Raw genomic sequence first — 12,385 nt, forward strand, 5'->3', positions numbered from 1 at the left:
TCGTCATTCCTCGGGGCTAGGAAATGCTGGCGATGAGTACGCGATTGCGGAGCGGAAGTTCAAGTTTAGGTTTAGGTTTAGGTTTAGGTTTAGGTTTAGGTTTAGGTTTAGGCTAAATGCCGGGTGTTCGTCGCAGAGCCTCCTCCACCCAGCCTACGACTACGAATACGACTACGGATACGGTCGGGTGAGGCAATGCCCGCGGCTTTTTCGAAACGCTACAATTCACTCCTAGAAACCCCATCCCTTTCAACGGAGTTCATCATGTCCACCGCAACCGCGTCTTCGGTCCCCGCCGCATTGCAGTCCTTTCTCAGCCAACCGAAGCAGTTGTTGATCGGCGGCAAATGGGTGAATTCGGCCAGCGGCAAGCATTTCGATGTGTTCGACCCGGCAACCGATCAGGTCATTGCCCAAGCCGCCGAAGGAGATGCCGCCGACGTGGATCGAGCGGTCAAAGCGGCCCGCGCCGCGTTCGACGGTGGACCGTGGTCCAAAATGACCGCTTCGAATCGTGGCCGTTTGATTTGGCGCGTTGGCGAATTGATCGAGGAGCACGCCGACGAACTCGCCCAACTCGAGACGCTCGACAACGGCAAACCGCTCGGTGTTGCTCGCGCGGCCGACGTGGCGCTCGCCGCCGACATGTTTCGCTACATGGCCGGTTGGGCGACGAAGATCGAAGGCAATACGATCCCGTTGAACGTGCCCTATGCACCAGGTGGCGAGTTCCATGCCTTCACGTTGAAAGAGCCGATCGGTGTCGTCGGTCAAATCATCCCTTGGAACTTCCCGCTATTAATGGCGGCCTGGAAACTGGGCCCCGCACTGGCTACCGGATGCACGATCGTCCTGAAACCGGCTGAACAAACACCACTGTCGGCGATCCGTTTGGGCGAATTGATTCAAGAGGCTGGTATCCCCGACGGAGTCGTGAACATCATCACCGGTTTCGGCGAAACGGCGGGCGCCGCGATCGCTTCGCACGAACAGATCGACAAGGTCGCATTCACCGGATCGACCGAAGTCGGCAAGCTGATTATCGGTGCAGCGGCTGGTAACTTGAAAAAGGTAACCCTGGAACTCGGCGGAAAAAGCCCCAACGTCGTTTACGACGACGCGGATTTGGACATGGCGATCGCCGGAGCCGCCGATGCGATCTTCTTCAACCAAGGCCAAGTGTGCAGTGCCGGTTCGCGATTATTTGTGCAAAAGGGAATTTACGATGACGTCGTCGCGGGTGTCAGTGAGATCGCAAAAAATCTCAAAGTCGGCAGTGGATTCGATGCGTCGACCCAGATGGGACCGCTCGTATCACGCGAACAACACGACCGCGTCACCCGCTTTCTGAAAGCGGGCGCCGATCAAGGTGCCGAAGCGGTCGCCGGCGGTTCGGCAATCGACGGACCAGGCTACTTCGTCCAGCCCACCGTCTTGAAACATGCGACCGAAGAAATGTCCGTCGTCCGCGAAGAGATCTTTGGTCCGGTCGTTGCCGCGATGCCCTTCGAAAACGACGGAGATTTGATCGCCCAAGCGAACAACTCCGCCTATGGACTGGCCTCGGGAATCTGGACCCGAGACATCTCCAAGGCCCACCGGTTTGCCAAAGCGGTCAAGGCGGGAACGGTATGGATCAACTGTTACAGCATCTTCGACGCGGCGTTACCTTTCGGCGGTTACAAACAATCCGGATGGGGCCGCGAGATGGGACACGCGGCGCTGGAAAACTATCTGCAAACCAAATCGGTCTGCATCTCGCTGTAGTGCGGTTCCTCGTTCAACTCCAATCGCAACCCGGCATCTTGATTTAATGGTAACCCGAAGCGTGAGCGAGGGATGAATCATTATCAATTATCCCTCGCTTACGCAGCGGGTTACGAAAAACCAATGCCACAGGCAAAAGTGCAACTTCAAAACTTACGCGTCGGGTTATGATGCAAAAGGAATCCCTCGCTCACGCTTCGGGTTACGATGCAAAGCCGATGAAACACGACACTAGCGGTTCTTCATCCGCGGGTCTAACGCATCACGCAAGCCGTCACCGAGGAAGTTCAGCGCGAACAACGTCAGCGCTAACGCCGCCCCCGGAAACACCACCACCCACCAAAACAACTTGACGATCGAAAGGGCTTCCACTCCGTCATTGAGTAACAGTCCCAAAGACACGTCCGGCGGAGCGACACCGAGACCGAGAAACGACAGGAACGCTTCGAACAACATCACCGAGGGGATCGTTAACGTCAAATAGACGATCACGACGCCCAACGTGTTGGGGACCAAGTGCCGGAACACGATTCGCATCGGTGACGCGCCCACGGTCCTCGCCGATTCGACGAATTGTTCTTGACGCAGCGACAACACCTGGCCGCGAACGACCCGCGACATCGTCAACCAGTAGATCGCACCGATGATGATGTAGAAGATCGTGATTTGGTCGATGCCGTAGTTGTCGAGTACTTTCTTGACGCTGTCTTCGCCCAAGAACGTGACCAAAAAAATCACCACAAAGATGAACGGGATCGAGTACAGCATGTCGACGATTCGCATCATGATCGCATCGACGACACCGCCGAAATAGCCGGCGATGGCACCGTAACTGACACCGATGATCAGACTGACGAACGTGGCGACCACGCCGACGACCAACGAAACACGCGACCCCCAAAAAACTCGAGCCAATAGATCGCGGCCAAGTTTGTCGGTGCCGAAGAGCGAGGGCATCGCGAAGTCGCCAAAGATCGCCACCCGGGCGCGGACCATGGCAAACGAGACAGGCCCCAGTTGATTCCACAATTGGTTGAAGGGATGCTCGACGGCGATGCGTTGTTGAAGTTGAACGAGTTGTTCGGCCCGATCCGTTGGTGATGGTAACGACGCGATCGCCGCTCGCGCCTCGGCAACCTCGCGTTCGAACGCATTGAGTTCCGCCGTCAGACTGTTGTCTCGAAACTTCAAGCCCTCCCGCGATCCCATTGACACCGGCGTGAACGACGGAGACAAAAACGTCCGGTCGTTGAGGTCTTTGTCGATCGGGCTTTGCAACGGAAGCACGGGCGTGAAGATCGATGCCAACGCTAACCCGATCAGGAAGATCAACGATCCCATCGCCGCGCGATTGCGCCGCAGTCGTCGCCAGGCGTCCTGCCACAAGGACACGCCGCGGATGTTTCGCGACTCCTTCAAGATGCGATCGAGCGTATCGGATTCGCGCGATGATTTGGCTTCGGTCATCATTCCAATTTGACCCTCGGGTCGATGATCGCGTACGACAAATCGACCAACGTGTTCATGACAAATAGCAACACCGTGTACGTCAGTACCATGCCCATCGCGAGCGTGTAATCACGCTGCGTCGCCGCGTAGATGAAATGGCTGCCGATGCCCGGCAAGGCGAAGATTTTCTCGAGCACGAGTGATCCCGTCAGGACACTTGCGGTCGCCGGACCGAGGTACGAAACGACCGGCAAAAGCGCCCCCGGCAAGACGTGGCGTAAAATCACGGTTCGCTTGGGCAAACCCTTGGCGAACGCTGTGCGAACATGTTCCTTGGAGAGCACTTCCAGCATCCCTGCACGTGTCAGCCTCGCGATGTAAGCGGCCACGGGAGCCCCCAAACACAACGCCGGTAACATGACTTGTTTGAGCGTTCCCCAGCCGGCGGCGGGGAAGATCGGGATCATGAATACGAACAACAAAATCGCCAACGAAGCGAGCACGAAGTTGGGAATCGCGATGCCCAGCACCGCCGTCGCCATCATCGACAAATCGGCCAACGTGCCACGATAAACGGCCGATACCACTCCAGCGGTCACTCCCAACGTGATCGCAAACACGAGCGCGAGGATGGCCAACGATGCGGAAACCGGGAAGCCTTCGGCGAGCACTTCGTTGACGGTGTAGTCTTCCAAACGGATGGAAACGCCCAGGTCGAACCGAGTCAGAATGCCGACAAGGTAGTCGGTGTACTGTTCAATCGGCGGCGCGTCGAGGTTGTACCGTGCGCGGAGCTGTCGTTCGATCGCCGGCGGCACCGTCCGCTCGCTACTAAACGGGTTCCCCGGCACCAACCGCATCAACACGAATGAAACCGTGTAAACCGCCCACACCGTGAACAACATCCATCCAAATCGACGCAGCAGATAACCGAAAAGGTCTTTCATCGAACACTCTCCGGTTCACGGATCTTCAGCAACTGAAACGGATGAATGTCTTGGGGGCTCGGAAAGAAACCCTCGACACGCGGCTTGACCATGTTGATCCCGACGTAGAAATAGATCGGGATGACTGGCATCTCTTCGATCCAAATCGATTCGGCCTCGGCGAGTAATTTCATTCGCGTTTGGGCGTCGGTTTCGGCGGCGGCTTGCCCGATCAATCCGTCGAACACCGGGTTGGACCATCCCGTGCTGTTTTGCGGTCCGCCGGTCACCCACAAATCCAAGAACGTGTTCGGGTCGGCGTAGTCGGCGATCCATCCGGCGCGGGCGATGTCGTAGTCGATCTGGTTGGTCTTGTCCAAAAAACTGCCCCATTCCATGTTTTGCAGTTCCAGTTTGATGTTCAGCGTATTTTGTAGCTGTTGTTGGATGACTTCGGCGATCGCCCGGTGTCCTTCGCTGGTATTGTAAAGGATGGTGACCTTGGGAATTCCGCGACCGCCGGGATACCCGGCCTCGGCCAACAAAGCTTTCGCCCGGTCGAGATCCGGTTCCAAGCCCGGTGGCGATTCGTATCCGGCGATTCCTGGCGGGACGAGTGAATAGGCGGGCACTTGTCCGGCTTTGGTCACCTGTTCGACGATCTGCACTCGATTAATCGCCATCGCGATCGCGCGGCGAACTCGCGGATCATCGAGTGGTTTGCGGGTCGTGTTGATGCGGTAGAAATACAACGACAACATGGGTGCGGAATAAAAATCGTCTCGCTCGCGGAGCGTTTCCATCAGCGCCCCCGGTGGATCGGTAACCCAGTCGAGTTGCCCGGTTTCGTACATGTTCAGCGCCGTATTTTGCCCCTCGGTCGACAACGCATCGATCGTTTCGATCGCGACCGAATCCGCATTGAACCATCGAGGATTCTTGACCAATCGAACGCGATCGCGGAGGCGGCGCATGCCCACGACATAAGGTCCGTTGGAAACAATGTTTTCCGGCTTTGTCCACATCGGCATGCCGTGCTCCTCGATGCAATGCTTGGGCACCGGGAACAACGGATAGTACGCCGTCAACGACGGGAAGTAAGGCAGCGGATCCTTCAAATGCACGACCAAAGTATGGTCGTCGGGGGTTTCCAATGCGCCGAGTTTATCGAACGCGACGAGCACGTTGTGAATCCGCGCGGTCTGAGCGTCGGCGATCGGTGAATCCGGGTTGGCACAAAACATCCGCGTCGAAACGACGTCGTCCCACAACACATCTTGGTTGGGGGTGTCTTCTTGGACCTTGGCGATATCGACGACGTAAACCCACGATTCTTGCCACTGGCCCATCGCGTCCGCCTTGATTTTATCGTCGGCGTCGTCACCGAGTTGCGGTTCGGGAGGTTTGCGAATCTCTTTCAAGGTGCCGTATAGCATCGTTCCGCGAGGAAAGTTCTGGATGTTTGCCTCGCCGACCTCATCTTCGCGTCGGCCGTCGGGGAACGGTCGATCCCAAAGTTCAACTTCGACGCGATCATCGACTTCCACCACTCCCGTGCTGAAAGCTTGAGCATTCGGCAGGCTGAACAATTGGAAGTTGTACTCGCAAGCCGTTCCGGGATGCAGCATCCGGGTCCACGACCAGACGAAATCACGCGACGTGATGGGCGTCCCGTCCGACCACATCGCATCGTCACGAAGGTGAAACGTATAGGTCAGTTTATCGTCGGCGACTTCGTAACTTTTCGCCACGGCAGGTTGAGCCGACATGGGTTGCAGACCGGTCTCTGGATCCGGCGGCCCGTCGGGCAACATTTGCAACAAACCCGAGAACGTGTTGAACAAGATCCGGCTTTCGGGAGACCCGGTTGCCCGGTGCGGATCGAGCGTTTTCGGGTCGGTGCCGTTTTGCAAACTAAAGTCTGCCGGTGGCATCGCATCGAACCGCGTCGCCCACACGACCGCCACCGCGATCACGACGAGCGACAAAATGACAAAAGCGCGTCTGAGTTCGAGAGGCATGGGGGAGGCTTTTGGCGGTTGGCGGTTGGCTATTAGCGGATGGCAACTAGCACGCGACGTCGGCGACCGCGTCACAGAGCCAGTCCATTCGATCTTCGTTCATGCCGGCGACGTTGATGCGGCCGCTGCCGACGATGTAGATTCCGTATTTCGCTTTGAGTTCGTCGACTTGCATCGGGCTCAGACCACTGAACGAGAACATACCCTTTTGGTCGAGTAGGAACTTGAAATCCGGTGCACCGGGTTGTTTCGCCATGCCGGCGACGAACAACTCACGCAGCGACGTGATTCGCAATCGCATCTCTTCGAGTTCGTCTTTCCACATCGCTGTTAGCTCGGAATCGGCAAGGATCGTGGCCACGATCGCCGCACCATGACGTGGCGGGTTGGAATAATTCGACCGAACGCAGCGTTTGAGTTGGCTCAGCGACGCGGCAGTCGCCTGGGCCGACGCCGCGACCAAACCGACCGCGCCGACTCGCTCGCTGTACAGACCAAAGTTCTTGCTGTAGGACGAACACACGATCGCTTCATCGACGTTCTCCAAGATCGTTCGCAAGCCGGCGGCGTCTTGCTCGAGACCGTCGCCGAATCCTTGGTAGGCGAAATCGACGAAGGGCAGCAATCCCCGTTGAGACAGCACCGACGCGATCTCCTGCCACTGATCTGGCGTCGGATCGACGCCGGTCGGATTGTGGCAACACGCATGCAACAGCACCGCATCGCCGGTGCTCGGCTTCGTTTTTAAGTCGCTGATCAACGCATCGAAGTCGAGCGTCCGTCGATCGCTGCCTAGATAGGAGTACGAATCGACCGCCAATCCGGCGTCCTGCATGATCGCGTTGTGATTCGCCCAAGTCGGCGTCGGCAAGAACACACGCATCGGTTTGCCCGGGCCGGCCGAACATTGCGAGGCGAGAAAATCGGCTGCAACGCTCAGAGCCCCCGTACCGCCGGGCGCCTGAACGATGGCGACGCGGTCGGCGGGAACTTGGTCCCCGAACACCATCTCGCGCACCGCACCGCGATAATCAGGCAATCCGTCGATCGAAAGATACCCCTTTGTCGTCTCGCCATCGAGAAGCTTCTGCTCGGCCGCTTTGACGCAACGCAAAATCGGGGTGACACCCGCCGCGTCTTTGTAGACGCCTACCGACAGGTTCATTTTGTCGGCGCGGGGGTCGCTATTGAATGCCTCGGTCAAGCCAAGAATGGCGTCCGGGGGTGCTAACGAGATCGAATCGAAGCGATGAGGGGCACGGGTAGCCGAAGGAGTCGCGGACATGCGGAAGTGGGGGCGCGGCGGTGAAAGATCCAGTAAGTCCAAGAGCTTAACCAATCCGACAAGCTTGGACCATCGGGTTCCGCCCACGAGCACCCGCCGGAAAGGGGGTTGTTGATTTAATCGTAACCCGAGGCGTCAGTTTTGAAGTCTCGCTTTTGCCTGTGGCATTGGTTTTTAGTAACCCGCTGCGTAAGCAAGGGATGAGTCAATATCAATCATCCCTCGCTTACGCAGCGGGTTACGATGCAGACTAGATCAACAGTCCGCAAGCGTCGGCGGGCAGCTCCGACCTCATGCTATAGAGTCTGTCCGATGGCTCGAAAAAAAAATGTAAACGCAGATTCGGTTTGCAGCGGCCACCGCTCCGTGATATTATCCAACACTAGTACTGCAAGTACGGGGTTCATTTCGTCAGTGACTAATGCAGATGATCTTAAGTCCACCGGGGCTTAAGGGCTTACCAACCATAGTTGCCACCTGCGGAGATGGCCATGCGTAATGTTCTCCTCCCGTGCAGTGTCATAATCCGTAGGTACCTTTTCCGGAGTATTTGAAATGATGAAACTGAGGCGTTGGCGAACAGGCTTCACGCTGGTTGAGCTTCTCGTCGTGATCGCGATTATCGGTGTGTTAGTCGGGCTATTGCTGCCCGCGGTTCAAGCGGCCCGCGAAGCGGCCCGCCGCATGAGTTGCAGTAATAATTTCAAGCAAATCGGCTTGGGTTTCCACAATTACCACGCCGCGTACAACCAGTTGCCTCGGCACATGGGCGGAACCCTCCCCGGTGCTTGGAACAACAAGCAACCCGGAAACGATCGCTCGCTCAGCGTGCTGGTGGGGATCCTACCGTTCATCGAGCAACAGGCGTTGTGGGAGGAGATCTCCAATCCGATGGAACGCGGAATTAACGCCAGCACACCCGACTTCAACCCGATGGGTCCTGAACCGGAGGATGCGACTTATCCACCTTGGCGGACCACAATTCCCGGGTATCGCTGCCCGAGTGATCCCATGCAGTCGACTTCGGGCCAATTGGGCCGAGCCAACTACGGCCCATGTCTCGGTGACAATCCATGGTCGTCGCTGGACAACGAATCGGCCGCCGATTGCCGCGGCGTCTTCATTCCCCGTCGCGAAACCGGATTCCGAGATATTCTCGACGGTCTTGCGAACACCATCATGATGGGTGAACTCAATACGTACTCCAACAGGCGGGAAATCACGACAGAGAATCGTGTGAGCCTCGGTGACATGTACAATGGTGACCGGGTGACGCTCAATCTCGCTCTTTGCCGGAATCTGATCGATCCGCAACGGCCGAATTTCTGGACAGCCACCGGCGGCAGCGCCCGCTCACGGGGAGCGGCGTGGGCATTCGCCCAAGCATCCCGAAGCGTCGTCCACACGATCCGGCCACCCAACAGCGAAAGCTGTCGCGATGGCTGGCACAATTCGGAAGGCCACTTCTCGATGTCAAGTCGTCACCAAGGTGGTTGCCACGTCTTGATGTCTGATGGTGCGGTGAAATTCGTCACCGATTCGATCGAAGCCGGCAACCAAGATGCCCCCGCCGGACGTCAAGGCACGGACACCGCCTACGGACTGTGGGGCGCATTGGGAACTCGTGATGTCCAAGAAGCGGATGTCGAAATCCCATAAGCTCGTGTGACAACGAAGAACTTCCGTTTACGATCGGGAATGGTCTTCAGATCATTCCCGATTTTTCGTTGAAACAAATCTATTGGCCGTCAATGCTGATGGCTTTGCTTGCCATCACCCGCCTGATTCGAGGCGGGCTCAATGAAACCGCGTGAGTATGTTTCCCAGAATCCCATCAAGAATCCGGCTCTTCGGGCGGCCGGAGGGTATCTTTTCGGATGGCAGCCTTTCGGGAGCCCGTCGACGGCAACGGAGCGTGCTCGCCCGCCCCTCAAGCCGCATTTGCTTTTCTTGCATTCTCGCTTTGGTTACCCTTGTCGGATGCCAACCCTCCGCATCGGACACGCAGCCACAATCTGAGCCGTCATCACCTTCGTCAACAGCGCAAGCAACCGCACCGGAATTACCCGATCCGGATGCAATTTCTGAATGGATTCGTGAAGAGCAGTTTGATGAAGCGGCGAAGGCGACACGGCAATGGCTGACGACATCGCCCGAAAACCCTCAGGCCATTTTCATGATGGCTCGGATCCTAGCCGGGCAGAATCGATTCGCTGAGGCGATCGAATTGCTTCGTTCGATTCCCGCGAACGAACCAGCCGCAAAGCTGGCCGCACTGGGTCAAGCGGCGGACTGGTACTCCGAATTGGGCGAGTGGGACAAGGCAGTCCGGAGCTATCAAATCTTACTAGAGCAGTCGCCACAGGCCGTCGTGGTACATCGCCGCTTGGCTCGCTTGCTCAATCGAAAAGGCTTTCGGCTGGAAGCGGCCGAGCATCTCAAATGGCTCTGCCGACAAGGAAACGTCGAAGAAGAAGAACTTCGTGCGCTCATTACCCTGTCGTTCGCATTTTCGGACGAAGACGAAGTCAGCATTTTCGGTCCGATCGGTCCGGTCGGCCATGCCCGTCTGGCATACAGCAGGGAAGAATTCCAAAATGCCAAGGAATTGCTGTCGTCATCCTATCGCGATTCAGCTCAAGCCTACTCGCTTTACGGTAGGATTCTCATCTCTCAGCAACAGCTAGAAGAAACACGCCAATGGATTAAGGAACCGGTACCCGAGTGCGAAAAACAGGCCGGATACTGGCTCGCGAAAGGCACCCTCGCTTTGCTCGAAAAACGTTATCGCGACGCGACCGTCTCGTTGGCCGAGGCGATTCTGCTGGACCCCACTGACAAAGTGACGTACCTTCGCTACGGCGACTCGTTGAATCAGCTCGGACAATTCGAAAAGGCCCAACAAGCATGGCACCGCGCCGACCTGCTGCGACAGTCGGCAGTCATCGGATTGGACTTTGCTGAAGGAAAACGAACTCTCGAGTCGATCGAGTCACTCGCCACTATCTTGGAAGAATTGGGACGCCCGTTCGAAGCGTTAGGCTGGCGTGCGATCGCCGTCGGCTACCAACAAGATGCGCTATCCGAATCTCAAATCGGCGAGAAAATCTCTGAACTGAACCGTGAACGCCTCGAACTGATCGCGAGCGGACAAACGGCTTCCGAGGAAACCCTGCTGTGTGGGATCACAACGGTACAACTGAGGCAGCAATTTGGTCAACCTGAAGTGATCAAACAAGAATCCGAATTGGAAGTTCCTCCACCACCGACTGTCGTTCGATCCTACCCGGCGAAGTTCGCGAACATCGCCGATCAGGTCGGGTTGCGACACCAGTACGACGTCACCAACGCAAGCGACCCATCGCAGGTCGGCGTGTCACAGGAAATCGGCGGCGGGGCAGGGGTTCTCGACTATGACCTCGACGGTCGTCCTGATGTTTATTTGGTTCAGGCCAACGCGACACCGGAAAAGCAAGACGGCCAAAAACCGAATGCGCTCTACCGCAACCAAATGGACCGTTTCAATGACATCACTGACATCGCCGGGGCGGATGATCGCGGGTTTGGTCAAGGAATGTCCGCCGGCGATATCAACCAAGATGGCTTCCCCGACATGCTCGTCGCCAACCTGGGCTCAAATCGTCTTTTCATCAATAACGGAGACGGAACATTTCAAAGCCGTCCGCTGGAGTCGGACCAGACGGCGTTGTGGACAGCCAGCTTCGCGATCGCTGATGTCTCCGGAGACGCTCTTCCCGACATCATTGAAATCAATTACCTCGACGAACAGCTAGCTTATTCGACCAACCTCGCTCCGTCCAAATACAACGCCGCGAAGGACAGGATTTTCGTAAACGACGTGACCGGCAAACTGCAGAAGGCGGTGACTTTGGGAACCGAAGGTGTGCCCGGTCTCGGCGTGATCGTGACTGACCTTGATAACGATCGCACCAACGAGATCTTCATTGCCAACGACGGCCGCCCGAATCGTTTATGGAAACGGCAACGACTCGGAGACTCTGCCGAAACACTGCAATCCGACGCCATTGATCGAACTCGACTCACCGATCGCAATAACGATGCTGCAGATTCCGTACTCTTGGAAACCGCAAATCTAAAAGGATTGGCCGTCAATTACGAGGGAATCAGTGGAGCCGGAATGGGTGTCGCCTCCGGCGACTTCAACCTCGATGGCCGCATTGACCTGTTCGTGACCAACTATTATTTGCAGCCCAATTTCCTAATGCTGCAAACGCGCTCGGGTCATTTTGTGGACGGGACTTGGCGGTACGGTTTGCACCAAGATAGCTACCGAGTACTCGGGTTCGGTGCGCAGGCAATCGACGTCGATAATGACTCACGAGTAGAAATCGCGGTCGTCAACGGGCATGTTCATGACCAAAGCGACGAAGGCATTCCGTACCGAATGACGCCACAGTTGTATCGACATCAAGAAGACGGAAAGTATGCCATTGGCGAAGTCGACGACCCAACCCACTACTGGCAAACTCCCGTGCTCGGCCGAGGGCTTGCCCGATTGGACTGGAATCGCGACGGACGCGTCGATCTTTTAGCGACTCATCTCGACGCACCGACCGCATTGATCGAAAACCAAACCGAACCTGATCTTCATTGGCTGCAGTTGCGGCTCGTGGGCCGCGAAAGCGAGCGAGATGCGATCGGGGCCCGCATCAGCGTTTTAGCGTCGGTATCCTCTGAAGAACCGGAACAATCATTTGTGATGACGGCCAACGCTGGCGACGGCTTCGCTGTCAAAAACGAATCGATCGTCTGTTTCGGACTCGGTTCGTCCGAAAAAGCATTGGTGAGTGTGAACTGGCCATCAGGCCAAAAATCGGAAGTGAAAATCGCTGAACTGAACCAGCGTTATCTGCTGATCGAAGGCCATCCGGATCCATATCCGGATTGAATCAGCC

7 protein-coding genes are annotated in these 12,385 nt (G+C 56.8%); 3 read left to right on the forward strand and 4 right to left on the reverse strand.

Annotated elements, in window-relative coordinates; genetic code table 11:
* Positions 1-264 precede the first annotated feature (264 nt).
* Positions 265-1,767, forward strand: coding sequence for an aldehyde dehydrogenase family protein (locus Pla100_RS08235; RefSeq protein WP_146577159.1), 1,503 nt, complete (start codon positions 265-267; stop codon positions 1,765-1,767).
* Positions 1,768-1,998: 231 nt separating this feature from the next.
* On the opposite strand, the gene Pla100_RS08240 is transcribed toward Pla100_RS08235, so the two are convergent.
* From Pla100_RS08240 to Pla100_RS08255, 4 genes are read right to left on the reverse strand one after another with little or no spacing between them, the layout of a single operon-like run.
* Positions 1,999-3,234: an ABC transporter permease gene (locus Pla100_RS08240; protein WP_146577366.1), complete on the reverse strand. Its 1,236-nt coding sequence runs from the start codon at positions 3,232-3,234 to the stop codon at positions 1,999-2,001.
* Positions 3,234-4,163 (reverse strand): ABC transporter permease, encoded by a 930-nt coding sequence (locus tag Pla100_RS08245; RefSeq protein ID WP_146577160.1) that lies wholly within the window; start codon positions 4,161-4,163, stop codon positions 3,234-3,236. Before Pla100_RS08245 ends, Pla100_RS08240 begins: the two co-directional genes overlap by 1 nt.
* Positions 4,160-6,163 carry a peptide ABC transporter substrate-binding protein gene (locus tag Pla100_RS08250; protein ID WP_146577161.1) on the reverse strand — a complete coding sequence of 668 codons (2,004 nt, stop codon included), beginning with the start codon at positions 6,161-6,163 and terminating at the stop codon, positions 4,160-4,162. The genes Pla100_RS08245 and Pla100_RS08250 overlap by 4 nt, the downstream gene beginning before the upstream one ends.
* A 46-nt stretch (positions 6,164-6,209) precedes the next feature.
* Complete coding sequence (locus Pla100_RS08255; RefSeq protein WP_146577162.1) at positions 6,210-7,448, reverse strand: amino acid aminotransferase; 1,239 nt, start codon at positions 7,446-7,448, stop codon at positions 6,210-6,212.
* A 555-nt stretch (positions 7,449-8,003) separates the two neighbouring features.
* Between Pla100_RS08255 and Pla100_RS08260 the strand changes: the two genes are divergently transcribed.
* Together Pla100_RS08260 and Pla100_RS08265 are read left to right on the forward strand one after the other, a co-directional pair.
* Positions 8,004-9,107 carry a DUF1559 domain-containing protein gene (locus Pla100_RS08260; RefSeq protein ID WP_146577163.1) on the forward strand — a complete coding sequence of 368 codons (1,104 nt, stop codon included), beginning with the start codon at positions 8,004-8,006 and terminating at the stop codon, positions 9,105-9,107.
* A 304-nt stretch (positions 9,108-9,411) separates the two neighbouring features.
* Entirely contained in the window at positions 9,412-12,378 is a 2,967-nt protein-coding gene (locus Pla100_RS08265) for an FG-GAP-like repeat-containing protein (RefSeq protein ID WP_197167770.1), read from the forward strand.
* Positions 12,379-12,385 lie beyond the last annotated feature (7 nt).

The organism is Neorhodopirellula pilleata (genome assembly GCF_007859915.1).
GTDB classification, from domain to species: domain Bacteria; phylum Planctomycetota; class Planctomycetia; order Pirellulales; family Pirellulaceae; genus Rhodopirellula; species Rhodopirellula pilleata.